The organism is Pseudomonas paraversuta, assembly GCF_904063065.1.
Lineage (GTDB): Bacteria > Pseudomonadota > Gammaproteobacteria > Pseudomonadales > Pseudomonadaceae > Aquipseudomonas > Aquipseudomonas paraversuta.
In genome coordinates this window covers 58,083-84,964 of record NZ_CAJFCL010000010.1, presented here as the reverse complement: position 1 = coordinate 84,964, position 26,882 = coordinate 58,083, and the positions used below count along the sequence as shown (strand labels likewise).

Here is a 26,882-nt window from a genome sequence, read left to right as displayed (position 1 = left end):
AGTAGGGGAGTCCGGCTGCCAAACACGGGGCTTGGCAGCCGGGCATAAATAGAGGGCGGCGCGCATCGGGGCGCCGCCGTGCAGGCAGGTGGTGGGCGAAACGTCAGGCGACGTTCTGCTCTGCCGACCAGTTGGCGTACCACTGGCGGAACAACGTGTACTGGTTCTCGGCGTAATTGCGCTGGGCATCGCTGAGCACATCAGTCTCGTTGAAGTGCAGGGTGTATTCCTTGTCACCGTTGAGCACCATCAGGTGCTTGTAGTACAGCACCAGATCGCAGCCTTCGTCGAAGGACGAGAGCACGGCCAGAGCAGCTTCCAGTTCGCGGGCCAGGCGGCGAGCCTTGGCGTCGCCTTTGGCGGCTTTTTTGCTCAGGGCTACCAGTTGCAGCACTTCGCGCGGCAGGGCGTTGCCGATGCCGGTGATGGCGCCGGTGGCGTTGCAGTTGACGAAGCCATGCACCACCTGGGTGTCGACACCGACCATCAGGGTCACGTCATCGTCCTTGGAGGTGATGTTCTCGGCGGCGTAGCGCATGTCTGCAGCACCACCGAACTCCTTGAAGCCGATCAGGTTCGGGTACTCGCGACGCAGTTCGAAGAACAGGTCGGCGCGGGTGGCAAAGCCGTAGTAAGGGCTGTTGTAGATGACTGCCGGCAAACCCGGAGCGGCTTCCAGGATCGCGGCGAAGTGAGCTTTTTGCGCGGCGGCAGAGGCGCCACGGGACATCACGCGCGGGATAACCATCAGGCCCTGGGCGCCAACTTTGGCTGCATGGGCTGCGTGGGAAACCGCTTCACGGCTGTTGACCGCACCGGTACCGACGATGGTCGGAATGCCTGCGGCCACCAGGCGCGCGACGCCTTCCTGGCGCTGGGCTTCGGTCAGCAGTGGCCAGTCGCCCATGGAGCCGCAGTACACCACGGCGCTCATGCCGATATCGATCAGTTCCTGGCCCTTGGCTACCAGCGCGTCAAAATCCGGCTGGCGGTCAGCGGTGCAAGGGGTCATCAGGGCCGGCATGCAGCCAGTGAAAATGTTATCGGTCATTGCTGTAACTCCTGGAAAATTTATTGTTGTCTATTGAAGCTATAAGGGGCCGTCTGAACGGCATCCGGCGGGGTGGCTCAAATGCCCCACGCGAAGGGATCCTGTTCGTCGATCAGCAGCGTGCTGTCGGCGGTCATGTAGGCGCGGCCAGTAATGGAAGGGCGGATACGCTCGCCTTCCCATTCGTAGCTGCCGATGAACTGGCTGCCAGTGATGCTGGCCTGGACCCAGCGCTCGCCTGCGGCCAGTTTTTCATCGGCTGCCAGGCAAGCCAGCTTGGCGCAGGTGCCGGTGCCGCAGGGTGAGCGGTCGTAGGCTTTGCCCGGGCACATGACGAAGTTGCGGCTGTTGGCCTGGGGGTCCTCGGCAAACAGCTCGACATGGTCGATCAGGGCGCCGTCTTCGCCGTGGATGCCTTGGGCTTCCAGAGCTTTGAGCATCGCCCAGGTGTACTCGGTGAGGGCTTCGACGTTGTCGAGTTGCAATGCTTTGCCGTGATCGGAAACCAGGAAGAACCAGTTGCCACCCCAGGCGATATCGCCGTACACAAGGCCGTGGCCGGGGACGTCCACCGGCACCTGTTTGCGGTAGCGGTAGGCGGGTACGTTGCGCAGGGTCACAGCGCCATCTTCATGCAGCGTGGCGCTGACCGGACCCACTGGCGTATCGATTTTGTGCACGCCCGGGCTGATGTGCCCCAGATGATGCAACGAGGCCACCAGGCCGATGGTGCCGTGACCACACATGCCGAGGTAGCCGGCATTGTTGAAGAAGATCACGCCACAGGTGGCATCCGGCGAGACCGGCTCGCAGTACAGGGCGCCTACCAGCACATCGTTGCCGCGGGGCTCCAGCAGGCAGGCACGACGCCATTGGTCATGCTGGTCGCGCAGGGCATTGAGCTTCTCGGCCATGGTGTTGCCGGCCAGTTGCGGAAAGCCTTTCATGACCAGGCGCGTGGGTTCGCCGCCGGTGTGGGAATCAATGATATGTACTTGTTTCATATACCTGTCCTTTAGACGCGCAAAGAGGCCTGGAATCCCGGGATCAAGCCCCGGCGTATGCCCCGGCGGGATGCGCAGAGTGGGCTGCTGCCTGATGGACTACCTGTTCATCGTCTTCGTCCTCATCTTCCAGGCGCACCAGATGCGCCGGTACACCGGTGGCCGCGCCCCAGTAGTAGATGCCCAGGGCGCAGGTCGCCACCACCAGGTTGTCGAAGGGGTGAGTGAGCACGCCCATGCCACCGAAACTGCCGAGCTTGGAGAGCACGATGGTCACGGCATAGAAGCCGATCAACCACATGGAAGAGCGAACTTGCTGGGCCAGATTCAGGTGCCAGGTGGGTACAAAGCGACCACACATCAGGTACACCACGAACATCGCGATCTGCAGGCCAAGCAACCAGGACACGGTGTTCCAGCCTGACCAGTAGACAATCAGTGCCGCGATGACGAATGACAGCGGGCCCAGTACCGCCATCCACTTGACCCGGAACGGGCGAGGCATGTCGGGGGCGTTGCGGCGCAGTGCGGCCACGGACACCGGAGCCACGGCGTAGCTGAGCACCAGTGCTGCGGAGACGACGTTGATCAGGGCTTCCCAGGAAGGGAAGGGCATGGTCCAGAACACCGACAAGGCGAAGGTCAGCCACAGCGCAGGGCGCGGGATGCCGGACTTTTCGTCAATGCGGGTGAAGATCTTGAAGAAGGTACCGGTCTTTGCCCAGCCGTAGACCACCCGCGGGGTAGCGTTCATATAGATGTTGCCGCAACCGCTGGGCGAGATCACCGCATCAGCCACCACCAGGTAGGCCAGCCAGCCCACACCCAGGGCCAGGGCGATGTCGCGATAAGGCAGCGCCAGTTCCTTGGACACACTGGTCCAGCCGTTGACCAGCATCTCGGTGGGCACACCGCCGAGAAAGGCCGTCTGCAACAGCACATAAATGGCGGTGGACAGCAGCACCGACAGGATCAGTGCAATCGGAATGGTGCGTTGCGGGTTCTGTACTTCGCTGGCCACCGAGATGATGGGGGTCAGCCCCAGGAAAGCGAAGATCACGCCGCCAGCGGAAACGGCCATCTCGATGCCCGCCATGCCGAATGGCGCGAAGCCATGGACCTCGAAGTTTGCCGGTTTGAAGAAGGTGAACAGCACCCCGATCACCAGCAGCGGAACGATGAACTTGAATACGCTGACCAGGTTATTGAACTTGGCGAAGGTCTTCACACTGCGATAGTTGAGCATGAAGAACAGGCAGAGCAGACCGAACTGCATCAGCCAGCCAATCACCGTAGGGGAGTTGGAGCCGGCCTGGGTCAGCCCGGGGAACCAGGCGGCAGCATACTGGCGAGAGGCAACCACTTCGATTGCCACCAGGCTGGAGAAGGCGATCAGGGTGATAAAGCCCATCAAGTAGCCGAGCAACGGGCCGTGGGAGTACACCGGGTAGCGAACCACACCGCCGGCCCGCGGCAGTGCTGCCCCCAGTTCACAGTAAACGATGCCCAGCAGCAGCACGGCAAACCCGCCCAGCAGCCAGGAAAAGATGCCTGCGGGGCCCGCAATGGCGGAAACGTGGCTGGCGGCAAACAGCCAGCCAGAACCGAAGATGGCTCCCAGCCCGATAAACGTAAGGTCTATCAATGAAAGTTGCTTTTTGAACTTACCTTTGCCTGACATGGCGGTGCCTTCTTGTGAGTTATTGGATAGGCAGGAGTGATGTCATTTGAAAACGTTATGCTCGGGATCGCCGTAGATAACGTTGCGGCTGCTAACAACCGCGCACTTATAAAAACCGGGTTCAGGAATCCTTCACTTCCATAGGTCGTGCCGTGTAATCGCCTATACCTTCCTGGATGCGGGCTGACGCTTGCTTGCCGATCCGTCAGAGTTTTTCAAGGGGCATGCAATGGCTCTAGAGTGGACTTTTCAGCGGTTGCTCGATTGATGTTTTTCACTTGGGTCGATGACGAAATCAGCACAATTCCAAATTGCCGACGAGGTGCGGCACGGGTAGACTTTTGCCTGTCCGAACCCTGAGAGAGTGAGAGTCATGCCGCTAAGCGCGTTTGCGATCCTGGGGCAGGGCAGCGACCGGAGCCGCCCTGACAGCCTCGATGAACTACTGGCGGGGGTGGCGTTGCTGTTGCCGCTGCTGGATGTGATTCCGAATGCCGCGATCTTTATCAAAGATATCCACGCGCGCTACGTGATGGCCAACCGCACCCTGGTTCAGCGCTGCGGGTTGAAACAGTTGCAACCTTTGCTTGGCAAAACCAGTGCCGAAGTATTCCCCGCGCAACTGGGCCCCGGTTACACCGAACAGGACCGCCGGGTTCTGGAACAGGGCCTGGTCCTGGAAGACCAACTGGAGCTGCATTTATACGGCAGCCGGGAGCCCGGCTGGTGCCTGACCCACAAACGGCCGCTATATAACCGCAACGGAGAAATCATCGGCCTGGCGGGGATTTCGGTTGACCTGCAATCGGCCGCCGACACGCACCCGGCCTACCAGCGCCTGGCCGCGGTCGACGAATACATACGCGCGCATTTCAATCGCCGCGTCACCTTGGGCGAGCTGACGCGAATCGCCGGCATTTCCGTGGCTCAGCTGGAAAGATACTGCAAGCGAGTGTTCCACCTGACGCCGCGGCAGATGATCCAGAAGGTTCGCCTGGAGCACGCCCATCGCCTGCTGCATACCGACATGCCCATCACCGAAGTGGCGTTGCAGTGCGGCTATACCGACCACAGCGCTTTCACCCGACAGTTCAAGGCATTGACCGGCTTTACCCCGCGTCAGTATCGGCAGGCTACCGGGCATTGAGGGCCGAGGTGACAGGCAGCACCTGAGGCGTTTTCCTGCGCAATGTCATGGATCACCCCCCGTCAGCGGCGCTGAAAGCCCTGAATTCCAGGCACAAAAAAAGACGTCCGAGGACGTCTTTTTTTGTTGAGTTGGTGGAGCCGGGGGGATTTGAACCCCCGTCCGCCAGTACTCCGCTGTCGGTACTACATGCTTAGCCGTATCTATTAAGTTAACCCTCAGCGACCCGAAGGGCAGGGTGCTTTGGGCGAGTTGTGTAAGTTTTAGCCGATTCGTCCACAACGTACTGCACGGCGATCCTGTTCTATATGACAATCACTTCAGGTTTACAGGCATCCCCTAGTGATTGCTGGACCCGAAGGTACCAGGAGGATGGCTAAGGCAGCTTACGCTGCGAGAGCTTGACCCTCGTAGGTTTCGTCATTGGCAACTATAAGTAGTTGCAACAGTGGATTTACGAGTTCTGTTACCAACTCGGCATGCACCTAGAGTTTCGCAACCGGCGTCGAATCCTAAACGGCCCCGATGCTTGCTGTGTATTACCAGCAAGCTAGCGGAGTGTACGCCTTTGCGGCGCAGAAGGCCAACCCCATCAAGGGCTTACTTGCCGTCATCACCACCTTTGTTGTTATCCTGGATACGCTGGAGCAATTGAGTGGTGGTTGAAATGCAGGCTTTGTCATCGCCGCTGGCCTGTTCTTTCTTGGCCTTTTCGTAACCAGCCTTGATGTCGTCGGCGGTGTTTTCACTTGTCTGGCCAGAAGTAGCCATGGCGTTTTCAATGCTTTGCAGGTTGATGGCGCACAAATCATCCTTTGCAGGAACGGTTTCAGCCGCAAACACCGGAGAGGCCAACATCACAGCGGAAATAAACAGACCAGCAAGAGCGGTACGCTTCATGGGGAAAACTCCTTGTGTACAGGGTAGGCCCGGTGTCTCCGGACTCGGTTATATGCCCCAAACATTGGGGCCTTAAGCCAATTGACTATAGCTGTGCTCAGGAGTTCTGCCTGTATTTGGCCGCCATGGAATGAGTTTTTTTATGCCCAAAAGTGGGGCGTTTTTTTGAGTGTTCGGCAGGGCGTCCGGGGCGAGTCAGCCTGCATGCCGTCGACGTAAAAAGCTCGCTCCTACAGGGTGGTGGTCACCCGGTCCACCAGATACACCAGCCCGTGGTAATCGATTCCGCCATGTTGGCTCAGGCCGATTTCGCAGGTGCGACTGGTGGATATCCCTTCACTGCAATGCTGCACGGCGTCTTTCAGGGTGCGCAGCGAGTGGGCGTTCAGCTCCGGTGTGGTGAAGCCTTTGTCGCCGGCAAATCCGCAGCAATGAATCCCTTCGGGAATCACTACCTGGGTGCTGCACAGCCGTGCAATGTCGATCAGCGCCTGGCTTTCGCCCAGGTGCTGGGTGCTGCAAGTGACATGCACGGCAATCGGCGCGGTCTGCGGGGTGAAGTTCAACTTGTGCACAAGGTGGGTGCGGATAAAACGCACCGGGTCGTACAGGTCCAGGCGCGACTGGTTCAGGTTCTGCACCAGGCGCAAGGTACAAGGGCTGGTGTCGCAGTAGATCGGATCAAGCCCGCCACGGCTGGCATGCAGCAGGGCGCCGATGAGTTCCTGGCGTTTGTGTTCGGCCTGTTCGGCATAGCCTTTGGAGGCAAACGGCTGGCCGCAACACAGGCTGTCCATGTTGTCGGGGAACACTACCTGGTAACCGGCTTTTTCCAGCAGGCCGCGGGTTTTATCCAGAAGCGACATTTGCTCGCTGTCGCCTGCCGCCGGCCCCATCACCCGTGAAACGCACGCGGCCAGATACACCACGCGCGGCCGTGCATCATTGACCGGCGGGCTGAAACGAATCGGCCGTTCAGGTTGCGGCATGGCGTTGGTCCACAAGGGTACCCGGCCTTTGCTTGCCCGGGTCAGCGCGGCCGAGATTTTGCCCAGCCGCGGCGCACCCAGCAGCATGCGTGCGCCATTGGCGGCGTGCAGCATGAAGCGGGCGCCTTGCAGCGTGGTTGTAAAGTGATTTCCCAGCCAGTCGGCGGTTTTCACGCTGTGGGCGCTGCGGGCCCGGAGTTTTTTCACCAGCTCGCCGGTGTTGATACCCACCGGGCAACGCTGTGCGCATAAGCCGGTAGCGGCGCAGGTGTCGATGCCCTGGTAGGCGTAGGCTTTTTCCAGTTCTAGGGTGTCGATACCTGCGCGCTTTTTGGCCTGAATGTCGCGCCAGATCACAATCCGCTGGCGCGGGCTGAGGGTCAGGCCTTTTGATGGGCATACCGGCTCGCAGAAGCCGCACTCGATGCACTTATCCACAATCTCGTCAGCGGCGGGCATCGGTTTCAGATGCTTTAGATGGATGTGCGGGTCTTCGCTGAGGACCACGTCCGGGTTGAGAATGCCCTGGGGGTCCAGCAAACGCTTGAGCTGCCACATCAACTGGTAGGCATCGCTGCCCCATTCCAGTTCTACGAAAGGCGCCATGTTGCGCCCGGTGCCGTGCTCGGCTTTGAGCGAGCCGCCAAATTCCACGGCCACCAGTTGCGCCACGTCATCCATAAATGCCTGGTAACGCGCCACTTCTTCGGGGTTGTTGAAACCCTGGGTGAAGACGAAGTGCAGGTTGCCCTCCAGGGCATGGCCAAACAGGATCGCTTCGTCGTAGTGGTGTTTGTCGAACAGCTCGATCAGGCGATTGACGCCGATGGCCAGTTGTTCGACCGGGAAGGTCACGTCTTCGATGATGACCGTGGTCCCGGTTTTGCGCACGGCGCCGACTGCAGGGAAGGTGTCTTTGCGGATCGCCCACAGTTTTGCGTTTTCCACCGGGTCCTCGGTGAAGTCGACTTGTTTCTCGACCGGGAACGCCGCCATCGACGCCATGATTTGCGCCAGTTGTTCGTGCAGTAAGGTCGAGGTTGCGGCACGGGACTCGATCAACAGGGCGCAGGCATTGGCCGACAGCTGTTGTACGAAAGCCGGCATGCCGGGCTTGTCCTGTACCGAGCGCAGGCTGCGACGATCCAGTAGCTCCACGGCGGACACAGGTTGGCTTTTCAGTACGGTGACTGCGTTGCAACAGGTTTCAACGTCGGGGAACACGATCAGCGCCGAGGCTTTGTTCGGATGGTCGATTACCGTGTCGTAGGTCACCGAGCTGATGAAGCCCAGCGTGCCTTCGCTGCCCACCAGCAAGTGGCTGAGGATATCCAGCGGGTCATCGAAATCCACCAGGGCGTTGAGCGACAGGCCTGTGGTATTTTTCAGACGGTATTTATGGCGAATTTTGGCAGCCAGTTCGGAATTGGCGCGGGTCTCGCGGGCCAATGTCGCCAGCTGTTCGAGCAAAGGAGCATGGCTTTGGCGGAAAGCGGCGACGTTGTTGGCGTCTTCGGTATCGACCCGGGTACCGTCGGCCAGCACCACGCGCAGGCCAGCCAGGGTGTGGTAGGTGTTTTGCGCGGTGCCGCAACACATGCCGCTGGCATTGTTGGCGACGATGCCGCCGATTTTGCAGGCGTTGATCGAGGCCGGGTCAGGGCCGATCTTACGACCGAACGGTGCCAGCCAGGCGTTGGCCTGGGCGCCGATAACCCCGGGTTGCAGGCGGATTTGTGTGCCCTGGCCGCGTATTTCCTTGGCGTTCCAGTTATCCCCAAGCACGATCAGCACCGAGTCGCTGATGGCCTGCCCCGACAGGCTGGTGCCGGCGGCGCGAAAAGTCACCGGCACCTGATCGCGACGGGCGAGGCGCAGCAGTTCGACCACTTCGTCTTCGGACTCGACGCGGATCACCAGCTTGGGGATCAGCCGATAGAAGCTGGCGTCAGTGCCAAAGGCCAGGGTGGACAGCGGGTCGCTGAAACGGCGGTCCTGCGCGATCAGTTGTTCGACATCACGCACAAAGGCAGCGGGCAGGCTCATGCATCCTCCAGGATCAACACCACCAGGTCTTTCGGGCCGTGGGCGCCGTAGGCCAGCACTTGCTCGATATCGGCGGTTTTCGACGGGCCGGATACCAGTAATGCGTTGGTTGGCATCCCGGCGGCCCAGTTCATCTCTTGCTGCACCTGATAGAAGTTGTCGCGGATTTCGCTGGCCTTGAGCAGGGCGAAATGCACCGGCGGTACCAGGCTCATCAGGCGCGGTTCTTCAGGGGTTGGCCACATGATCAGGCTGCCGGTGGCGGCAATCGCGCCCAGGGTCGTGGTCAGGCTGGCCGGGGTGTCATTGAACAGTTCGGCTTTCCATTCTTCCACCGGGCGGTTGTAGGCCTTGAGCGGCGCCAACCCGGGATTTCGCTCCCAGTGCGCCGTCACTTTTTGCCCGTGGGCCGTGGTCGGGGCAATCAGCAGGCTCGGCAGTTGACGGTCGGTGACCAATTGCGCCAACAGTGCGGGCCAGTCCTGTTCGGTGCTGAGGTGGATTTCGGTGTGCACCGCTTCCATCAGTTTGCGCAGCTGAGGGATGCGTTGCTCCGGGGTATAAGTCCAGGGTTGTGTCACCAGCACTTCGTCGAAGTTGTCAGGCACCGGTGTGGTCCCTGTCAGACTGTTACGCAGTTTGTTGAGGATGTTTTGTCTAGCGCTCATCGCGGGTCTCCCGATTTTTTCGCCAGGTGCTCGCGGGCCATATCGTGCAGGGAGCGGGCTGCGGGTTTGGGGGCACTGTGGTTTTGCGTCCACGGCCCGACATTGCTCGGCGTGAGCCCGCGCAGGCGGGTGGCAGCCTTGAGGAACACGCGGTAGAGGGTGGGAGAGCTATTGAGTCTGGCCCACATGTTCCAGACCAGGCGCTCTTTGCGCGAGTACTTGCTGCCCTGGCCGCGCATGATTCGGGGCGAAGCATCCGGCGCTTTGACGTTCTCTTCGCGCAGGCGGCGCAGCAGGGCCGGGATCGGAATTTTTACCGGGCACACTTCGCCGCAGGCACCGCACAGCGACGACGCGCTGGGGTGATCCGGAACTTTGGCCAGGCCCACCATGTGCGGCGTGATGATTGCACCAATCGGCCCCGGGTAAACCTCGCCGTAGGCATGGCCGCCGATGCGCGTGTATACCGGGCAGTGGTTCATGCAGGCACCACAGCGGATGCAGTTAAGAGTCTGGCGTAACTCGCTGTCGGCAAATGCCTGGCTGCGGCCATTGTCGAGCAGTACCAGATGCACTTCTTCGGGGCCGTCCAGTTCGCCGGGTTTGCGCGGGCCGGAGATCATATTGACGTAGGTGGTGATCGGCTGGCCGAGGGCCGAGCGGGTCAGCAGTGACAGCAGTGGCACCACATCGCGCAGGTTTTCGACGACTTTTTCGATACCGGTGACGGCGATATGCACCGGCGGCACTGTGGTGGACATGCGGCCATTGCCTTCGTTTTCCACCAGCAACAGGGTGCCGGTTTCGGCGACTGCGAAGTTGACGCCGGACACGCCGATGTCAGCTTCAAAGAATTTCTGGCGCAGCACGCGTCGGCCGATCTGGATCAGCTGGTCGACGTCTTTGGTGTAGTCCACACCGAGTTTTTCGTGGAACAAGTCAGCCACTTGCCCGGCATTCTTGTGGATCGCCGGCATGATGATGTGGGACGGCTTCTCGTTGTCGAGTTGAACGATGTACTCGCCCATGTCGGACTCAAGGCATTCAATGCCCTGGGCGCCGAGCACGTGGTTCATCTCCATCTCTTCGCTGACCATGGACTTGCCTTTGATCACTTGCCTGGCTGAGCGCCGGCGAGCAATGGACATCACGATTTCATTGGCCTGGTCGACGGTTTCGGCCCAATGCACCTGCACGCCGTTGCGAGTCAGGTTGGCTTCCAGTTGTTGCAGCAGGTCGGGCAGTTTGGACAAGGCGCGTGCGCGCACTGCATTGCCCAGGGCTCGCAAGTGTTCGCGTTCATGGGCGTCGCTGAAGGACGCCGCACGTTTGGTCATCAAAGAGTCCATGGCACTGCGAAAGTTGTTTCGCAGTTGCGTGTCGGCCAAGGCTTCGTGGGCGCGCTCGCGAAAGTCTTCTTCAATCGCGACGGTGGGGATCAGTGTGCTGGCGCTCATTGCTGGCCTCCGGTGCGCTGCCACAAGAAGCTGGCAAGATGCTGGCCGCGCAGGGCCTGCTTCTGTTTTTCCAGCGAGCCATTGATATTCATCAGGCAGCCGCAGTCGGCAGTCAGTACCTGATGGGCGCCGGTTTCAATCAAGGAGCGGGTCTTGTCGGCGACCATGGCCCCGGAAATATCCGGCATGCGTACGCTGAATGTCCCACCAAAACCGCAGCATTCACTTTCGTGGCTGTGGTCGATACGTTCGACATTACTCAGTTGCGCGAGCATTTCGCGGCCATGCAGGTGGGTGTTCATTTCGCGCCGTGCGGAGCATGAGGTGTGCAGCGCTACTTTGACCGGAGCACCGCTGTCCTTGAATTGCACCTTGCACACAAACAGCAGGAATTCGGTGAGTTCGAAGGTGCGTTCGGCCAGGGCGTGGACCTTGAGCAGGGTTTCGGGTTCGTCCTTGAACAGGTCTTCGTAGTGCTCGCGCAGCATCCCGGCGCAAGAGCCGGACGGCACGACCACGGGATAGTCTTCGGCGAACAATGCCAACTGCGACCGTGCGACTTCGCGGGCCTGATCGGTGTAGCCGGAGGTATAGGCCGGTTGTCCGCAGCAGCTTTGGCCCTGGGGGTAGTCGACTGCGATACCTTCGCGTTCGATCAGGTGAATGGCGTCCATTCCGGCTTCGGGGAAGAACAGGTCCACTACGCAGGTGCCAAACAGATAGACCTTGCGTGGCTTGTGCGAGGGGTATTGACGAGGTGTCGGGAGGGGCGGGGCGACGCGGGTCGCATTCGGCACGGCGTTGTAAAAAAGCTCGCTCATCAGGCGTCTCCGGGTGGTCCCGGTTATGTGTCCGCGTCAGCAGCTGAAACCGTCTTCAGCCGCCAGGCAGACCGGGTTTGGAATGAATGACGCCGGCGTGCAGGCCGGCGCCTTTTATCGTGCAGTAACCATAGTCTTATTAGTGCACCAGCATGCCGGTGAACCAGTAGGCCTGTGCCAGTGTGATCAGGCCAACGATGGTGGCGAAGAACAGGCTGTGCTTGAGGGTGAAGCGGAACAGGTCGGACTCTTTGCCCACCAGGCCGGTGGCCGCACAGGCTACGGCGATTGATTGCGGGGAAATCATTTTGCCGGTCACGCCGCCGCTGGTATTGGCCGCAACCATCAACACGTCGCTGACGCCGATCTGGTGCGCGGTGGTGGCTTGCAGCGAGCTGAACAGCGCGTTCGAGGAGGTGTCGGAACCGGTCAGGAATACGCCCAGCCAGCCGAGGAACGGCGAGAAGAACGGGAACGCCGCGCCAGTCCCCGCCAGCACCAGAGCCATGGTGGAAGACATGCCCGAGTAGTTGGTGACGAAGGCAAAGGCCAGCACCATGCCGATGGACAGGATCGGCCAGCGCAGTTCGTAGAGGGTCTCTTTGAAAGTGGTAAGACCAGTCTTGATGTCAATTTTCAGGATCAGCATCGAGATCAATGCAGAGAAGAAAATCGCTGTGCCGGTTGCTGAAATCGGGTCCAGTTTGAACACGGCAGCAATGGCGGTCGGTGCGTTTACGATGGGTGCGGTTTTGATCACTAGTTGATCAAGGTGCGGAATGGCGAAGTTGAACACCCAGCCATACATCTCGCCGCCCGGTGAGAACAGGGCCTTGAACGGTTTGAGGGTCCAGATGGTGACCAGAACGGTGAGGATCAGGAACGGCGACCAGGCTTTGAGAATCTGCATCAGGCTGTAAGGCGAAGCCATGAGGTTGCTCGGTTTGCCGAAACCTCCTGCGCTGGCTGTCACGATTACGTCAGAGGAAACGCCTGCTATCTGTGCGCCTGCAGTCCGTTTTGGCTGCCAGACTTTCAGGAACAAGGTCAGGCTGACCAGGCTGGCGAGGGCCGAGGTAATGTCCGGCAGCTCAGGGCCAATGAAGTTCGAGGTGAAGTACTGGGTGACGGCGAAGCTCAAGCCGGCCACCAGGGCTGCCGGCCAGGTTTCACGCACGCCGCGCAGGCCGTCCATCATGAATACCAGCCAGAAGGGTACGAACAGCGACAGCAATGGCAACTGACGGCCGGCCATGGCGCCGATCTTGAACGAGTCGATGCCCGTCACCTGGCCCGCCACGATGATCGGAATGCCCAGTGCGCCGAACGCTACGGGGGCGGTGTTGGCAATCAGGCACAGGCCCGCCGCGTACAGCGGGTTGAAGCCCAGGCCTACGAGCAGTGCGGCAGTAATGGCTACCGGCGCGCCGAAACCGGCTGCACCTTCGAGGAAGGCACCGAAGCAGAAGCCAATCAGCAGCACTTGCAGGCGCTGGTCATCGGTGATCGACAGTACCGAACTGCGGATGATTTCGAACTGACCACTTTTAACCGTCAGTTTGTAGAGGAACACCGCGGCAACGATGATCCAGGCAATTGGCCAGAGGCCATAGGCAAATCCATAGCCGGCAGCTGCGAAGGCCATGTCGACAGGCATCTGGAAGGCAAAGATGGCCACCACAATGGACAGGGCAAGGGTAATGCTCCCGGCGACGTGTCCTTTGAGACGGAACACGGCCAGAGCCAGGAAGAAAAACACGATCGGAATGACAGCCGCGAGAGCGGACAGGCCGAGGCTGCCGAGCGGGCTATAGAGCTGTTGCCAGGTTTGCATATGGGGTGGCCCCTAATTGTTATTGGTCGAGCGTGCTTGGATAATTGGTATTACCAATTTACAACCGCTACCGGCTAGGGTAAAAGCCTTATGCGGTATGTGTCAATTTGCCGCTCTTAAATCTTTTGTCGGGATGTTCGTGTTCAGTGCATCTGATGGGGGCCGGAGCGGCGCTTCTGATGAGTGTGCGGATTGCGCCAATCGGCGAGAATAGCGGCCCCCGGCGCTCGGTCGGGAGGGTGGAGAGCAGTTATGGGGTTTGATCAAATTCGTCAGCGCCGTTTGTCGGACGATATTGTCGAGCAGCTTGAGGGCATGATCCTTGAGGGAACGTTGAAGTCAGGCGAGCGCTTGCCGGCTGAGCGTGCGCTGGCGGAGCAGTTTGGTGTGTCGCGCCCGTCGTTGCGCGAGGCCATTCAAAAGCTGTCGGCCAAAGGTTTGCTGGTCAGTCGCCAGGGCGGCGGCAATTATGTGGCGACTGCGCTGGGTTCGACCTTTAGTGATCCGTTGTTGCAATTGCTGGAGAGCAATCCCGAAGCGCAGCGCGATTTACTTGAGTTTCGCCATACCCTTGAGGCTTCATGTGCCTTTTACGCGGCATCGCGCGCCACCGAGATGGATCGCGAGCGTCTGCGCCTGGCCTTTGAGCAGTTGCAGGATTGTTATGCACGGGTCGATGAGGTGAGCCGCGCAGAGGAGGGCGAGGCGGATGCCAACTTCCATCTGGCTATCGCCGAAGCCAGTCATAACGCAGTGTTGCTGCACACCATTCGGGGCTTGTTCGACCTGCTCAAGCGCAACGTGGTGACCAACATCGGGGGTATGTACAAGCAGCGCAGTGAAACGCGCGACATGCTGATCAGTCAGCATCGCGAGTTGTATCTGGCGATTATCGAGGGGCGTGCAGAGGATGCCCGGGAAGTAGCGAGCCGGCACCTGGTGTACGTGCAGGAAGTGCTGGAAGAAGTGCGTCAGGAAGTTCAGCGCATGGCGCGGGCTGAGCGGCGTAACGGGTTGTAAGGGGCCAAACCTGCAGGGGCGAGGCAAGCTCGCTCCTGCAGATGATAGGGGCAGGGAGGTTTAGTCTTCCTTGCCCTTGTTGCGCACTGCACGCTGCAGCTCGCGATCGGAGTCGCGCTCACGCTCGGTATGACGCTTGTCGTATTCCTTCTTGCCTTTACCCAGGGCAATTTCGCACTTGATCAAGTGCTTGCTCCAGTAAAGCGAGAGGCAGACGCAGGCGTAACCCTTCTGCTGCACCGCGGCAAACAGCTTTTCCAGCTCGCGCTGGTTAAGCAGCAGTTTGCGGCTGCGCGTCGGGTCGGCAATAACGTGGGTGCTGGCTGTCGTCAGGGGGGCAATATGGCTGCCAAGCAGCCAGGCTTCACCGTCCTTGAGTAGCACATAGCTGTCGACCAGCTGTGCCTTGCCTGCACGCAGACTTTTTACTTCCCAGCCGGCCAGGACCAGACCAGCCTCGAACCGATGTTCGATGAAGTAATCGTGTCGCGCTTTTTTATTCTGCGCGATGGTCCCTGTGGGGTGTTTCTTCTGTTTAGCCATAGGGCCGGCATTATAGGCAGTTGCTAGCGTGTCGGCTACGGCCAACCTGCGAGTTTGTGCGTGCAGGACTGCGTGCTTGAGCGCGTAGGGTGATTCCCGGACAATGCGCCCTCTTTTTTTAGTGGTTGGGCGTAGTAACGATGTCGACAGACAAGGTTTCTGTCCACGGCAGTTGGGCAAGCCGTTGGGTCTTTATTTTCGCCGCGACCGGTTCTGCCGTGGGTCTGGGCAGTATCTGGAAATTCCCTTACATGGTGGGCGTCTACGGTGGCGGTGCTTTTGTATTGGTGTTTCTGGCCTGTATCGCGCTGATTGGTGTGCCGGTGATGCTGGCTGAAACCCTGATCGGTCGGCGGGCGCGACTGAGTCCGGCAAATGCCTTGAAGGTATTGGCGGTGGAGGCCGGGCATTCCGGGCGTTGGTCCTGGGGGGCTTTTGCCGGGATGATCACGGCACTGCTGATCCTGTCTTTTTATAGTGTGGTCGGCGGCTGGTCGCTGGATTACATCATCAATATGGGCAAGGGCGATTTTCAGGGCGCGACGGCTGATCAGGTGGGTGCTTACTTCGGTGGCGTGATAGCCGACCCATGGCGCCTTACGTTCTGGCATACAGCGTTCATGCTTCTGTCAGCGTTTGTGATCGCCAGGGGTGTGGTAGCGGGTCTTGAGCGCAGTTTGCGGATCATGATGCCTATTCTGTTTGTACTGTTGCTGGTGCTGCTGGGTTACAGCATGACCACGGGGCACTTCATGGAGGGCGTGCATTTCATGTTCGACTTCAACCCCGACCGGGTGCTCGACGGCTTGCTGGCGGCAATGGGGCATGCGTTCTTTTCGCTCAGTGTTGGCGTGGGTTCTATCATGATCTACGGTGCATATATGCCGAAAAACGCATCGATTTCCGGGACGGTTGTCGGTGTGGCGCTGATCGATACCTTTGTCTCATTGCTGGCCGGACTGGCATTGTTTCCAATTGTATTCGCTTCGGGTTTGAACCCGAGCGAAGGCCCAGGGCTGATGTTTGTGACCTTGCCGTTTGCCTTTGGCAACGTAGCGTTCGGTCAGTTGATGGGGGTGGTGTTCTTTGTTCTGGTGGCCGTGGCAGCCTGGAGTTCGGCTATCTCACTGCTTGAGCCGATGGTGGCTTACCTCGTTGAGCGGACCCGGGTCAGGCGCCTTTGGGTCACGTTCTGGCTGGCCTTTACCTGCTGGTTTGTCGGTCTGGGTACGGTGTTTTCGTTCAATATCTGGAAGCAGGCCAAGTTTTTCGTGAGCGAAGAATCAGGTTTTCACCTGTACCAATGGGGGGCTGCCAGCGGTCTGGACTTCTTTGGTGTCGTTGATTTCTTCACCTCGCGTATCATGCTGCCTTTAGGCGGGCTGTGCTTTGTGGTCTTTGCAGGCTGGATCATGGGGCGTGGCGCGGTACGCGACGAGTTGTCGATGCGCAGCCCGGCGATGTTCACCCTGACTCTTTTCTTGATGCGCTATGTGGCGCCACTCGGCATTCTGATTGTGTTTGCCGCCCAGCTGTGGAAGTAACGCTGACATGACTACCCATATCCAACGCTCCGCCTTGCTGCCTTATCCGGCGCAGGCTCTTTATGACCTGGTTAACGATGTTGCGAGTTATCCGGAGTTCTTGCCGTGGTGTTCATCGGCCGAAATTCTTGAAAGCACCGAGGTGCTGATGCGCGCCAGCCTGGGTGTGGCCAAGGGCGGTTTGAGCCAGCACTTTGTGACGCGTAACACGCTGGTGCCGGGGCAATCCATTGAGATGAATCTGGAAGAGGGGCCATTCACCAAGTTGCACGGCCTCTGGGTGTTCAAGCCATTGGGCGAGAAAGCCTGCAAGATCAGTCTGGATATGACGTTTGATTACGCTGGGGCGATTGTGAAGGCGACCTTGGGGCCGTTGTTCAATCAGGCCGCCAATACGCTGGTAGATGCGTTTTGCCAGCGCGCCAAGCAGTTGTATGGCTGACTCTGATGATTGATGTTGAGGTTGTCTACGCGGCTGTCGATCGTCAGCGCTTGCTGGTTTTGGCGGTGCCGCAAGGCACTACTGTACGGGCGGCGGTGCTGGCGTCGGGTATGGATAGCGAGTTTGCGGAGCTGGATCTGCTGAATTGCCCTGTGGGGATTTTCGGCAAGCAGGTCGCAGCGCCAGACAGCCATGTATTGCAGGCCGGTGATCGGGTTGAAATTTATCGTCCTTTGCTGGCCGACCCTAAAGAAATCCGGCGCCAGCGTGCAGCGAAAGCGGCTGAAGCCAAGCGCCTGAGCCAGCTGTAAGCACTTTAGACAGACAACAAAAAGCCCGGCATGCCGGGCTTTTTTGTGCCGAACCTTTATTGTTCGGTTGTATCCAGAGGCGCTGGAGTCGGTACAGGTACCGCTTTGACTCCATCGACGTCTTTCTGGATCTGATCGAGCAGCGAGCCAGGTTTAGGTGGCTCATCGCTATTCTCGCTCGGGGCAGTCTCAGGCACTGGCGGGGCGGTTTCACCCGGGGCAGTGTCTTTGCCGAGAATTGCCTCGTCGCGGCTCACGCCAGGCTTGAAATCGCCTGACAAGCTGATGAGCTGGTCGTTTTCGTTGAAGAACACGCTCACGCGTTCTTGTTGGCGTTCACCGCCACCGGGTTGCAGGCTATACAAATAATCCCAACGATCCGGATGGAATGTATCGGTCAGCAGGGCGTTGCCCATGATAAACCGCACTTGCCGGCGGGTCATTCCCGGGCGTAACTGGTTTATCATGTCCTGCGTGACGACATTGCCCTGCTGGATGTCGATTTTGTAAACCCCGGGGAATGAACAACCGGCGAGTGCGAGCAGTCCCACAAAGGTGAAACTGGTTAGCAAGAGCTTGGTGTTTTGCATCGGTGGGCGACTTCCACTATCTTGGCTGGGACAACGTAAACGCCGATCATACCCGTATTAAGAGAAGCTGCGAAGCGCTTCCGCGAGAAAGCTAACCATGGTTGAAAATAGCGAACTACGTAAGGCCGGACTTAAGGTGACTCTGCCACGAGTCAAGATTCTACAAATGCTTGACTCTGCCGAGCAGCGTCACATGAGTGCCGAGGATGTTTACAAGGCATTGATGCAAGCTGGCGAAGACGTCGGTCTGGCCACGGTCTACCGTGTACTGACGCAGTTTGAGTCCGCAGGGCTGGTGATTCGCCATAATTTTGATGGCGGTCATGCAGTCTTTGAATTGGCCGATGCCGACGGCGGACACCACGACCACATGGTCAACGTGGACAGTGGTGAAGTGATCGAGTTTTTCGACGAAGACATCGAAAAACTGCAACATGCCATCGCCGCCAAACATGGCGTCGAGCTGGTAGATCACAATCTGGTGCTGTACGTACGCAAGAAAACTAAATAAGCATGTCGCGCGAACCCCGGTTCGCGAAACCAACGAAGGCGACCCCAGGGTCGCCTTCGTGCTGTCTGAATCTTGGTGTTTGTTGACCGTTCGTCGTTAAGCTGCCAGGTTTTTTGCTGTGACCACCATTTTCTTGGCATGAGCCAATGATTCTTTGGTCAGATCGATACCGCCGAGCATGCGCGCGACTTCTTCTACTCGCTCTTTTTGACTGAGTTTCGACACGGCGGTGCGTGTGGTTTCGCTCTCGCGAACCTTGTGTACGAAAAGGTGCTGGTGGCATTGCGCTGCCACTTGCGGCAGGTGGGTGACCGTCAGCACCTGGCCGCGCTCGCCAAGCCTGCGCAGCAACTGGCCAACGATTTCAGCAGTTGGACCGCCGATGCCCACGTCGACTTCGTCGAATACCAGGGTGGGTACGCGTGAGGTTTGTGCGGTGATGACCTGGATGGCCAGGCTGATGCGTGACAGTTCGCCGCCAGAGGCCACCTTGGCCAGGGCTTTAAGAGGCTGGCCGGGGTTGGCGCTGACCAGCAGTTCAACTTGCTCCAGACCGTGGGGCATCGGGTCGGTGCTGTTTTGTGGGCGCAACTCGATGACGAAGCGGCCACCAGGCATGCCCAGGCGCTGGATTTCTTCTTCTACTGCACTGCTCAGCTGTGTTGCCGCATGGGCACGCAAACCGCTGAGTTCGCGTGCGCACTCCTGATAGTGACGGGTGTACGCGGTCAGTTCATTGTTCAGGCGCTCAATGGACTCATCGTTGGCGTTGAGGGTTTCGATCTCTTCCAGTAGCCGTTGCTGCAGGGCGGCAACGTCATTTGGCTGGACGCGGTGTTTGCGTGCCAGGGTGTAGATGGTGTCCAGTCGCTCTTCGAGGTACTGCAGGCGGCTCGGGTCAGCATCAAAATGATCGAGGAAACGGTTAAGTTCGCCCACGGCCTCTTCGACTTGAATTTGTGCGCTGGCCAGCAGGTCGGTTGCTTCGCTCAGCGAGCCGGAGTTGTTGTTGATGCTCGACAGGCGATTCAGGCTCACGGTCAGCGCGTTGAGTACGTTGCCGGAATCGTTTTCGCTGCACTGTTCAACCACCTGGCGGCAGATAGTCAGCAGGGTTTCGGCGTTGGTCAGGTTCTTGTGTTCCTGCTCCAGCTCTTCCAGTTCGTTTTCGCCCAGCGAGAGGGTTTCGAGTTCTTCGAGCTGGTAGCTCAGCAGTTGGTGGCGTGCGCGCTGCTCGTCACCCGAGTTGGACAGGTGCTCGAGTTCCTGGCGGGTCTGGCGCCAGCGTTGTGCTGCCAGATGGACCTGGCGGGCCAGATCGGTGGCTCCCGCATACTCGTCCAGCAAGCGGCGATGGGTGTCGGGTTTGAGCAGCGACTGGTGTTCGTGCTGGCTGTGGATATCGATCAACAACTCGCCCAGGGCTTTCAGGTCGCCTTGAGGGCAGGGTGTGCCATTGATGTAGCCGCGTGAGCGTCCTTCGGCGGTGATCACTCGGCGCAGGATGCACGGGCCTTCTGCCTCGAGATCGCGTGCGGCAAGCCATGCCCGGGCTTCGGGGATATCCTGCAGGTCGAAGGTGGCCAGGATGTCGGCCTTTTCGGCCCCGGGGCGAACTACGCCACTGTCGGCGCGGTCACCCAGGGTAAGGCCTAGCGCATCGAGCATGATCGATTTACCGGCACCGGTCTCGCCAGTGATTACACTCATCCCGCGATCCAGTTCAAGATCGAGATGTTCAACGATGGCGTAGTTATGTACGGACAGGTGCACCAGCATAGGAGCTGCTCCAAAACGTAATGTCTGGTTATTTATACAGTGTTTTGTTTCGTGCTGACAATGCCTTCGTTTAGTTCGATTTGCTTGGTCGTTTTGCTTTTTTAGGTCGTTTCGATTGTCCAGCCGGGGCTTTTGCTCGAGGGGAAAGACCACACTTACTGCTTTTTGGCTCTTGAACCTGAAAATTGCGACCCCATATACCTTGGCAGAAGCGCGAGTCGAGCTCGCGGACAAAGTTTGAAAGGAGAAATCTATGGCAGACGAACAGACTATGGATACGCAGAATCAAGGCGCTAATCAGGCCGCTGATGCAGGAAGCGAAGATCTGGTATCCCGCGTGCAAGTGCTTGAAGAGCAGCTGGCGGCCGCTAATGATCAGGCTTTGCGCGTAGCTGCCGATCTACAGAACGTTCGCCGCCGTGCAGAACAGGACGTTGAAAAAGCACACAAATTTGCACTGGAAAAATTTGCTGGCGACCTGTTGCCGGTAATCGACAGTCTGGAACGCGGCCTTGAGCTGTCGAACCCGGACGACGAAAGCATTCGTCCAATGCGTGAAGGGATCGAGCTGACCCTGAAAATGTTCCAGGACACCCTGAAGCGTTATCACCTGGAAGCTATCGATCCACACGGCGAGCCCTTCAATGCCGAGCATCACCAGGCGATGGCAATGCAGGAAAGCGCTGACCTGGAGCCAAACAGTGTGCTCAAGGTGTTTCAAAAAGGTTATCAGCTCAATGGTCGCTTGCTGCGCCCGGCTATGGTCGTAGTCAGCAAGGCTCCAGCGCCGGTTTCGCCATCGATTGACGAGCAGGCTTGAAATCGGCCGCAAGGCCCCCATTTAGAAGTCAAGCGTTAAGTAATGCCGCAGTTGGTCATTACTGCTGCGGCAAAAAAATTCAAATTTAGGGAGAGTTAACATGGGCAGAATTATCGGTATTGACCTCGGGACCACCAACTCGTGTGTTTCGGTTCTTGAAAACGGTAAAGCAAAAGTTATCGAAAACGCTGAAGGCGCGCGTACCACGCCGTCGATCGTTGCGTATGCCAACGATGGCGAAATTCTGGTTGGCCAGTCGGCCAAGCGTCAGGCAGTGACCAATCCGCATAACACCCTGTACGCGGTGAAGCGTCTGATCGGTCGTCGTTTTGACGAAGAAGTTGTGCAGAAAGACATTCAGATGGTTCCGTACAAGATCGCCAAGGCTGACAACGGCGACGCTTGGGTTGAAGTGAACGGCCAGAAAATGGCTCCGCCACAAATCTCGGCTGAAATTCTGAAGAAAATGAAGAAAACCGCCGAAGACTACCTCGGCGAGCCAGTGACTGAAGCGGTTATCACCGTTCCGGCCTACTTCAACGACAGCCAGCGTCAGGCGACCAAAGACGCCGGCCGTATCGCGGGTCTGGACGTAAAACGCATCATCAACGAACCAACCGCTGCTGCTCTGGCTTACGGTATGGACAAAGCGAAAGGCGACCACACTGTCATCGTTTATGACCTGGGTGGCGGTACTTTCGACGTGTCGGTAATTGAAATTGCCGAAGTGGATGGCGAGCACCAGTTTGAAGTGCTGGCGACCAACGGTGACACGTTCCTGGGTGGTGAAGACTTTGACATCCGTCTGATCGACTACCTGGTTGACGAGTTCAAGAAAGAAAGCGGCATGAACCTTAAAGGTGACCCGCTGGCGATGCAGCGTCTGAAAGAAGCTGCTGAAAAAGCCAAGATCGAACTGTCTTCGAGCCAGTCGACCGACGTGAATCTGCCGTACATCACTGCAGATGCCACCGGTCCTAAGCACTTGAACGTGAAGATTTCCCGCGCCAAGCTGGAATCGCTGGTTGAAGACCTGGTTCAGCGCACCATCGAGCCTTGCCGCACTGCACTGAAAGACGCTGGTATCGACGTTGGCGCGATCAACGACGTGATCCTGGTCGGTGGTCAGACTCGCATGCCGCTGGTACAGAAGCTGGTAACCGAGTTCTTCGGCAAGGAAGCACGTAAAGACGTGAACCCGGACGAAGCTGTTGCAATGGGTGCTGCTATCCAGGGCGCAGTATTGGCCGGTGATGTGAAAGATGTTCTGTTGCTGGACGTGAGCCCGCTGACTTTGGGTATCGAAACCATGGGTGGCGTAATGACTGCCCTGATCGAGAAAAACACCACGATTCCTACCAAGAAATCGCAAGTGTTCTCGACTGCTGACGATAATCAGGGCGCAGTGACTATTCACGTGCTGCAAGGCGAGCGCAAGCAAGCCGCTCAGAACAAGTCGTTGGGCAAGTTCGACCTGGCTGACATTCCACCAGCTCCACGTGGCGTGCCTCAGATCGAAGTAACCTTCGACATCGATGCCAACGGCATCCTGCACGTAAGTGCAAAAGACAAGGCGACTGGCAAGTCTCAGTCCATCGTGATCAAGGCTAACTCGGGTCTGTCCGAGGAAGAAATTGCTCAGATGGTTCGTGACGCTGAAGTCAACGCTGAAGAAGACCGCAAGTTCGAAGAGCTGGCAGCTGCACGTAACCAGGGCGACGCACTGGTTCACTCGACTCGTAAAATGATCGCTGATGCTGGCGATAAAGTGACCGCAGAAGAGAAAGTTGCAATCGAAGCTGCAGTAGTTGCACTTGAAGCCGCTGTTAAAGGCGATGACAAGGCTGCTATCGAAGCCAAGGTTGAAGAGCTGTCCAAGGTGTCTGCTCCGGTCGCACAGAAAATGTACGCCGAGCAAGCGAACCCGGCAGACGCAGCGGCCAAGCCTGCTGAAGAAGCCAAGGCTGACGACGTTGTCGACGCCGAGTTCGAAGAAGTAAAAGACAACAAGTAATTAGCTTGTTGGTCGGCCGGTTGACCGTGCATTAGCGGTGACTGGTAGGATGTCGCCGCGCGGGAGCTTGCTCCCGCGTTGGCGTGTCTGGAGTAGAGGAATTTTTACAGCATGCGACATGGTCGAATGCTTGCGGTTGGGTCCGGATCTTTTTTGTTTCCGCTTGGCTGTAACCGCTCCTGTTGGCCGATGCATTGGCTGTTAATCAGAAACCAATATCGTTGAAAAAGACGTGAGTCGGGCTTGGTCTTTACTGGGGTCCGGCGGGTTTGGTGAGGCTCGGGAGGGTTTTGCCGAACGTCCTTGAGAGTGCAAAGAATTATGGCAAAGCGCGATTATTACGAAATATTGGGTGTTGAACGTACTACCACTGAAGTGGAGTTGAAGAAGGCATATCGTCGCCTCGCAATGAAGCATCACCCGGATCGCAATCCGGATGACAAGGCTTCCGAAGAGTTGTTCAAGGAAGCCAACGAGGCTTACGAAGTTCTGTCGGACTCCAGTAAGCGTGCCGCCTATGATCAATACGGCCATGCCGGTGTTGATCCGCAAATGGGTGGCGGCGGTGCCGGTTTTGGCGGGCAGAACTTCTCCGATATTTTCGGCGATGTGTTCAGTGATTTCTTCGGCGGTGGTCGCGGTGGCTCCCGGGGCGGCGCTCAGCGGGGTAGCGATTTGCGCTATACGCTGGAGCTGGATCTGGAAGAAGCCGTACGCGGTACCACGGTCAATATTCGTGTGCCGACGCTGGTCAACTGCAAACCATGCGATGGTTCGGGTGCCAAGAAAGGTTCTTCGCCGGTTACCTGTACGACCTGTGGCGGTATTGGCCAGGTGCGCATGCAGCAGGGCTTTTTTGCTGTGCAGCAGACCTGTCCGCGTTGCCACGGTCAGGGCAAGATCATTTCTGATCCGTGCGACAGCTGCCGTGGCGAAGGCCGCGTAGAAGAATACAAAACCCTTTCCGTAAAAGTGCCTGCGGGCGTAGATACGGGCGACCGGATTCGTCTTTCGGGCGAAGGCGAGGCGGGTGTGCAGGGCGGGCCGACCGGCGATCTGTACGTGGTGATCGAGGTGCGTGAGCACGCGATCTTCCAGCGCGACGGCAAGCATCTGTTCTGTGAAGTGCCGATCAACTTTGCCGATGCTTCGCTGGGTGCCGAGATTGAAGTGCCGACCCTGGATGGCCGGGTCAAGCTGAAGATTCCGGAAGGCACGCAAACCGGCAAGCAGTTCCGTCTGCGTGGCAAGGGTGTTGCTCCGGTACGTGGCGGCGGCGCTGGTGACTTGATGTGCCGTGTGGTGATCGAGACGCCGGTGAAACTGAGCCGTCGTCAGCGTGAGCTGATGGAAGAGTTCCGTTCGACACTCGAAGGCGATAGTAGTCATTCGCCGAACGCAACCGGCTGGTTCGAAGGCGTGAAGCGCTTCTTCGGCGATTTGTAAGGAGCGGGACATGCGACGTATGGCTGTGATGGGCGCTGCTGGGCGCATGGGTAAGACCTTGGTCGATGCGGTGCAGCAGCGCTCACCAGTGTGCGGGCTGACGGCGGCCATCGTGCGCCCGGGCAGCTCCCTGGTGGGGGCGGATGCCGGTGAGCTGGCCTCTATCGGGCGTATCGGTGTGCCGTTGTCGGAAAACCTGCAAGCGGTCGCGGCTGATTTCGACGTGCTGATCGATTTCACCCTGCCTGAGGTGATGCTGGCCAACCTGGTCGTGTGTCGCCAGTTGGGCAAGGCCATGGTGATCGGTACTACGGGGTTGAATGCCGAACAAAAGCAGTTACTGGTCGAAGCCGGCCAGGATATTGCGATTGTTTTTGCCTCCAACTTCAGTGTGGGCGTCAACCTGTCGTTCAAGCTGCTGGATATGGCGGCACGGGTGATGGGTGAAGATGCTGATATCGAAATCATCGAAGCCCATCACCGGCACAAGGTCGACGCGCCTTCGGGAACCGCGATGCGCATGGGTGAGGTCATTGCCAGTGCATTGGGGCGTGACCTGCAGCAGGTGGCGGTCTATGGTCGCGAAGGGCACACCGGCGCCCGCGAGCGCGAAACCATCGGTTTTGCGACAGTTCGGGGCGGTGATGTGGTGGGGGATCATACGGTTCTGTTTGCGACCGAGGGCGAGCGTCTTGAGATCACCCACAAGGCATCCAGCCGCATGACCTTCGCCAAGGGTGCCGTTCGTGCTGCGCTGTGGCTCGACGGGCGTGAGCCCGGGCTGTATGACATGCAGGATGTGCTCGACCTGCGTTGAGTTGTCTCTGTAAAATCAGGCTGTTGGCGCGCCGGCAGCCTGACTTTTAACCGCTAAGCGATGTTCTGTCGCATTCCTCTGCCTTTTAGGCTCTTTAGCGGTAGACCAAAAAAGCCTTTTTCTGTAAGCTACAGCTTTAGTGTGTCCACTAAAAGCGCGCAGATAATTCGATGAAGAAGCGGGGTGACGTGTCCATACGTCACTCCGCTTTTTTACAACCTGCGATCGCCCTTTCAGGCTTTATTTACGGGAGGTCTTCTTGACTAAGCAAGCCATACTCGCCCTCGCTGATGGCAGCATTTTTCGCGGCGAAGCCATTGGAGCCGACGGTCAGACCGTTGGAGAGGTGGTGTTTAACACCGCAATGACTGGCTACCAGGAGATCTTGACGGATCCATCCTACGCTCAGCAAATCGTTACCCTGACTTACCCGCATGTTGGCAATACCGGTACTACGCCGGAAGATGCCGAGTCTGATCGTGTCTGGTCCGCAGGTCTGGTTATTCGTGATCTGCCACTGGTTGCCAGCAACTGGCGCAACACGATGTCGCTTTCCGATTACCTGAAAGCCAACAATGTTGTCGCTATCGCAGGTATCGATACCCGTCGCCTGACCCGCATTTTGCGTGAGAAAGGTGCACAGAACGGCTGCATCATGGCCGGCGACAACATTTCTGACGAAGCTGCCATTGCTGCTGCGCGCGGCTTCCCGGGCCTGAAAGGCATGGATCTGGCGAAAGTTGTCAGCACCGAGAAGGCTTACGAGTGGCGCTCCAGTGTCTGGAACCTGGCCACCGATAGCCATCCGACAATTGAAGCGTCCGAGCTGCCTTATCACGTAGTTGCCTACGACTACGGCGTAAAGTGGAACATCCTGCGCATGCTGGTTGAGCGTGGCTGCCGCGTCACTGTTGTGCCGGCACAAACTCCGGCCAGCGACGTACTGGCACTGAATCCGGATGGTGTGTTCCTGTCCAACGGCCCGGGTGATCCGGAGCCATGCGACTACGCAATCACGGCTATTCAGGAAGTGCTGAAAACCGAAATTCCGGTGTTCGGTATCTGCCTGGGACACCAGTTGCTGGCTCTGGCGTCCGGCGCCAAGACGGTGAAAATGGGTCACGGCCACCACGGTGCGAACCACCCGGTTCAGGATCTGGACACGGGCGTTGTGATGATCACCAGTCAGAACCACGGTTTTGCGGTTGATGAAGCGACTTTGCCGGCCAACGTGCGCGCAATCCACAAGTCGCTGTTTGACGGCACCTTGCAAGGTATCGAGCTGACCGACAAGAGCGCTTTCAGCTTCCAGGGTCACCCTGAAGCAAGCCCTGGCCCGAACGACGTAGCGCCGCTGTTCGATCGTTTCATCAATGAGATGGCCAAGCGCCGCTGATCATACCCTTGTGCCAGTGCCCAGTGCCGGCCCCGGACTCCGGCGGCCCCT

23 protein-coding genes and 1 other RNA gene are annotated in these 26,882 nt (G+C 58.4%); 11 read left to right on the top strand and 13 right to left on the bottom strand.

Annotation, left to right across the window (positions count from 1 at the left end; translation table 11 throughout):
- Positions 1–103 precede the first annotated feature (103 nt).
- The 3 genes from JQ845_RS19870 to JQ845_RS19860 form a co-directional block, all read right to left on the bottom strand.
- Positions 104–1,051 carry a dihydrodipicolinate synthase family protein gene (locus JQ845_RS19870; protein ID WP_003439474.1) on the bottom strand — a complete coding sequence of 316 codons (948 nt, stop codon included), beginning with the start codon at positions 1,049–1,051 and terminating at the stop codon, positions 104–106.
- Between the two features lie 77 nt (positions 1,052–1,128).
- Positions 1,129–2,055, bottom strand: coding sequence for a 4-hydroxyproline epimerase (locus JQ845_RS19865; RefSeq protein WP_003439482.1), 927 nt, complete (start codon positions 2,053–2,055; stop codon positions 1,129–1,131).
- Positions 2,056–2,098: 43 nt separating this feature from the next.
- Positions 2,099–3,736, bottom strand: coding sequence for an APC family permease (locus tag JQ845_RS19860; protein ID WP_010656950.1), 1,638 nt, complete (start codon positions 3,734–3,736; stop codon positions 2,099–2,101).
- A 373-nt stretch (positions 3,737–4,109) separates the two neighbouring features.
- Here JQ845_RS19860 and JQ845_RS19855 point away from each other — a divergent pair, with 373 nt between their 5' ends.
- Positions 4,110–4,883, top strand: a complete 774-nt coding sequence (locus tag JQ845_RS19855; protein WP_003439496.1) for an AraC family transcriptional regulator — start codon at positions 4,110–4,112, stop codon at positions 4,881–4,883.
- A 132-nt stretch (positions 4,884–5,015) separates the two neighbouring features.
- Here the strand turns inward: JQ845_RS19855 and ssrA are convergent.
- The 7 genes from ssrA to JQ845_RS19820 form a co-directional block, all read right to left on the bottom strand.
- Positions 5,016–5,407, bottom strand: a transfer-messenger RNA (tmRNA) gene (gene ssrA / locus JQ845_RS19850).
- 76 nt (positions 5,408–5,483) lie between these two features.
- Positions 5,484–5,783: a hypothetical protein gene (locus JQ845_RS19845; protein WP_003439557.1), complete on the bottom strand. Its 300-nt coding sequence runs from the start codon at positions 5,781–5,783 to the stop codon at positions 5,484–5,486.
- A 230-nt stretch (positions 5,784–6,013) separates the two neighbouring features.
- Entirely contained in the window at positions 6,014–8,818 is a 2,805-nt protein-coding gene (locus tag JQ845_RS19840; protein ID WP_203009382.1) for an FAD-binding and (Fe-S)-binding domain-containing protein, read from the bottom strand.
- A complete protein-coding gene (locus tag JQ845_RS19835; protein ID WP_010656955.1) occupies positions 8,815–9,486 on the bottom strand; it encodes a LutC/YkgG family protein in 672 nt (223 codons plus the stop codon). The genes JQ845_RS19840 and JQ845_RS19835 overlap by 4 nt, the downstream gene beginning before the upstream one ends.
- Positions 9,483–10,943 (bottom strand): LutB/LldF family L-lactate oxidation iron-sulfur protein, encoded by a 1,461-nt coding sequence (locus JQ845_RS19830; RefSeq protein WP_003439560.1) that lies wholly within the window; start codon positions 10,941–10,943, stop codon positions 9,483–9,485. The genes JQ845_RS19835 and JQ845_RS19830 overlap by 4 nt, the downstream gene beginning before the upstream one ends.
- The gene (locus tag JQ845_RS19825; RefSeq protein WP_003439562.1) at positions 10,940–11,764 is read right to left on the bottom strand and encodes a (Fe-S)-binding protein; all 825 of its coding nucleotides are present in this window, start codon (positions 11,762–11,764) and stop codon (positions 10,940–10,942) included. Before JQ845_RS19825 ends, JQ845_RS19830 begins: the two co-directional genes overlap by 4 nt.
- Before the next feature lie 139 nt (positions 11,765–11,903).
- On the bottom strand, positions 11,904–13,598 hold the full coding sequence (locus JQ845_RS19820) for a lactate permease LctP family transporter (protein ID WP_010656956.1): 1,695 nt from the start codon (positions 13,596–13,598) through the stop codon (positions 11,904–11,906).
- A 252-nt stretch (positions 13,599–13,850) separates the two neighbouring features.
- Here JQ845_RS19820 and JQ845_RS19815 point away from each other — a divergent pair, with 252 nt between their 5' ends.
- Complete coding sequence (locus JQ845_RS19815; RefSeq protein WP_003439567.1) at positions 13,851–14,618, top strand: GntR family transcriptional regulator; 768 nt, start codon at positions 13,851–13,853, stop codon at positions 14,616–14,618.
- Between the two features lie 60 nt (positions 14,619–14,678).
- Here JQ845_RS19815 and smpB read toward each other — a convergent pair whose 3' ends face one another.
- A complete protein-coding gene (smpB, locus tag JQ845_RS19810; RefSeq protein ID WP_003439570.1) occupies positions 14,679–15,161 on the bottom strand; it encodes an SsrA-binding protein SmpB in 483 nt (160 codons plus the stop codon).
- Positions 15,162–15,301: 140 nt separating this feature from the next.
- On the opposite strand from smpB, the gene JQ845_RS19805 reads away from it, so the two are divergent.
- The 3 genes from JQ845_RS19805 to JQ845_RS19795 are packed head-to-tail and all read left to right on the top strand — an operon-like array spanning position 15,302 to position 17,458.
- The gene (locus tag JQ845_RS19805; protein WP_003439573.1) at positions 15,302–16,705 is read left to right on the top strand and encodes a sodium-dependent transporter; all 1,404 of its coding nucleotides are present in this window, start codon (positions 15,302–15,304) and stop codon (positions 16,703–16,705) included.
- Between the two features lie 7 nt (positions 16,706–16,712).
- Complete coding sequence (locus JQ845_RS19800; protein ID WP_003439577.1) at positions 16,713–17,147, top strand: type II toxin-antitoxin system RatA family toxin; 435 nt, start codon at positions 16,713–16,715, stop codon at positions 17,145–17,147.
- A gap of 5 nt (positions 17,148–17,152) precedes the next feature.
- Positions 17,153–17,458, top strand: a complete 306-nt coding sequence (locus tag JQ845_RS19795) for an RnfH family protein (protein ID WP_003439578.1) — start codon at positions 17,153–17,155, stop codon at positions 17,456–17,458.
- 56 nt (positions 17,459–17,514) lie between these two features.
- Here JQ845_RS19795 and JQ845_RS19790 read toward each other — a convergent pair whose 3' ends face one another.
- Complete coding sequence (locus tag JQ845_RS19790; RefSeq protein ID WP_003439579.1) at positions 17,515–18,048, bottom strand: outer membrane protein assembly factor BamE; 534 nt, start codon at positions 18,046–18,048, stop codon at positions 17,515–17,517.
- 97 nt (positions 18,049–18,145) lie between these two features.
- On the opposite strand from JQ845_RS19790, the gene fur reads away from it, so the two are divergent.
- Positions 18,146–18,559, top strand: coding sequence for a ferric iron uptake transcriptional regulator (gene fur, locus JQ845_RS19785; protein WP_003439580.1), 414 nt, complete (start codon positions 18,146–18,148; stop codon positions 18,557–18,559).
- Positions 18,560–18,655: 96 nt separating this feature from the next.
- On the opposite strand, the gene recN is transcribed toward fur, so the two are convergent.
- Positions 18,656–20,338 (bottom strand): DNA repair protein RecN, encoded by a 1,683-nt coding sequence (gene recN / locus JQ845_RS19780; RefSeq protein ID WP_203009381.1) that lies wholly within the window; start codon positions 20,336–20,338, stop codon positions 18,656–18,658.
- A 253-nt stretch (positions 20,339–20,591) separates the two neighbouring features.
- Between recN and grpE the strand changes: the two genes are divergently transcribed.
- From grpE to carA, 5 genes are all read left to right on the top strand, one after another.
- The gene (grpE, locus tag JQ845_RS19775) at positions 20,592–21,158 is read left to right on the top strand and encodes a nucleotide exchange factor GrpE (RefSeq protein WP_203009380.1); all 567 of its coding nucleotides are present in this window, start codon (positions 20,592–20,594) and stop codon (positions 21,156–21,158) included.
- Between the two features lie 100 nt (positions 21,159–21,258).
- Positions 21,259–23,172, top strand: coding sequence for a molecular chaperone DnaK (gene dnaK / locus JQ845_RS19770; protein ID WP_003439583.1), 1,914 nt, complete (start codon positions 21,259–21,261; stop codon positions 23,170–23,172).
- A gap of 321 nt (positions 23,173–23,493) precedes the next feature.
- Positions 23,494–24,618 (top strand): molecular chaperone DnaJ, encoded by a 1,125-nt coding sequence (gene dnaJ, locus JQ845_RS19765; RefSeq protein WP_003439584.1) that lies wholly within the window; start codon positions 23,494–23,496, stop codon positions 24,616–24,618.
- A gap of 10 nt (positions 24,619–24,628) precedes the next feature.
- Positions 24,629–25,435 (top strand): 4-hydroxy-tetrahydrodipicolinate reductase, encoded by an 807-nt coding sequence (dapB, locus tag JQ845_RS19760; protein WP_203009379.1) that lies wholly within the window; start codon positions 24,629–24,631, stop codon positions 25,433–25,435.
- Positions 25,436–25,694: 259 nt separating this feature from the next.
- On the top strand, positions 25,695–26,831 hold the full coding sequence (gene carA / locus JQ845_RS19755) for a glutamine-hydrolyzing carbamoyl-phosphate synthase small subunit (RefSeq protein ID WP_003439586.1): 1,137 nt from the start codon (positions 25,695–25,697) through the stop codon (positions 26,829–26,831).
- Positions 26,832–26,882: the final 51 nt, after the last annotated feature.

Excerpts from the sequence above, each read along its gene's own strand:
- smpB (WP_003439570.1), bottom strand. The coding sequence starts at position 15,161 with ATGGCTAAACAGAAGAAACACCCCACAGGGACCATCGCGCAGAATAAA.
- JQ845_RS19870 (WP_003439474.1), bottom strand. The coding sequence starts at position 1,051 with ATGACCGATAACATTTTCACTGGCTGCATGCCGGCCCTGATGACCCCT.
- JQ845_RS19855 (WP_003439496.1), top strand. The coding sequence starts at position 4,110 with ATGCCGCTAAGCGCGTTTGCGATCCTGGGGCAGGGCAGCGACCGGAGC.
- JQ845_RS19800 (WP_003439577.1), top strand. The coding sequence starts at position 16,713 with ATGACTACCCATATCCAACGCTCCGCCTTGCTGCCTTATCCGGCGCAG.
- grpE (WP_203009380.1), top strand. The coding sequence starts at position 20,592 with ATGGCAGACGAACAGACTATGGATACGCAGAATCAAGGCGCTAATCAG.
- JQ845_RS19835 (WP_010656955.1), bottom strand. The coding sequence starts at position 9,486 with ATGAGCGCTAGACAAAACATCCTCAACAAACTGCGTAACAGTCTGACA.
- JQ845_RS19865 (WP_003439482.1), bottom strand. The coding sequence starts at position 2,055 with ATGAAACAAGTACATATCATTGATTCCCACACCGGCGGCGAACCCACG.
- dnaK (WP_003439583.1), top strand. The coding sequence starts at position 21,259 with ATGGGCAGAATTATCGGTATTGACCTCGGGACCACCAACTCGTGTGTT.
- JQ845_RS19845 (WP_003439557.1), bottom strand. The coding sequence starts at position 5,783 with ATGAAGCGTACCGCTCTTGCTGGTCTGTTTATTTCCGCTGTGATGTTG.
- JQ845_RS19815 (WP_003439567.1), top strand. The coding sequence starts at position 13,851 with ATGGGGTTTGATCAAATTCGTCAGCGCCGTTTGTCGGACGATATTGTC.
- dapB (WP_203009379.1), top strand. The coding sequence starts at position 24,629 with ATGCGACGTATGGCTGTGATGGGCGCTGCTGGGCGCATGGGTAAGACC.
- dnaJ (WP_003439584.1), top strand. The coding sequence starts at position 23,494 with ATGGCAAAGCGCGATTATTACGAAATATTGGGTGTTGAACGTACTACC.
- fur (WP_003439580.1), top strand. The coding sequence starts at position 18,146 with ATGGTTGAAAATAGCGAACTACGTAAGGCCGGACTTAAGGTGACTCTG.
- JQ845_RS19860 (WP_010656950.1), bottom strand. The coding sequence starts at position 3,736 with ATGTCAGGCAAAGGTAAGTTCAAAAAGCAACTTTCATTGATAGACCTT.
- JQ845_RS19825 (WP_003439562.1), bottom strand. The coding sequence starts at position 11,764 with ATGAGCGAGCTTTTTTACAACGCCGTGCCGAATGCGACCCGCGTCGCC.
- recN (WP_203009381.1), bottom strand. The coding sequence starts at position 20,338 with ATGCTGGTGCACCTGTCCGTACATAACTACGCCATCGTTGAACATCTC.
- JQ845_RS19805 (WP_003439573.1), top strand. The coding sequence starts at position 15,302 with ATGTCGACAGACAAGGTTTCTGTCCACGGCAGTTGGGCAAGCCGTTGG.
- JQ845_RS19790 (WP_003439579.1), bottom strand. The coding sequence starts at position 18,048 with ATGCAAAACACCAAGCTCTTGCTAACCAGTTTCACCTTTGTGGGACTG.
- JQ845_RS19820 (WP_010656956.1), bottom strand. The coding sequence starts at position 13,598 with ATGCAAACCTGGCAACAGCTCTATAGCCCGCTCGGCAGCCTCGGCCTG.
- JQ845_RS19830 (WP_003439560.1), bottom strand. The coding sequence starts at position 10,943 with ATGAGCGCCAGCACACTGATCCCCACCGTCGCGATTGAAGAAGACTTT.
- JQ845_RS19840 (WP_203009382.1), bottom strand. The coding sequence starts at position 8,818 with ATGAGCCTGCCCGCTGCCTTTGTGCGTGATGTCGAACAACTGATCGCG.
- JQ845_RS19795 (WP_003439578.1), top strand. The coding sequence starts at position 17,153 with ATGATTGATGTTGAGGTTGTCTACGCGGCTGTCGATCGTCAGCGCTTG.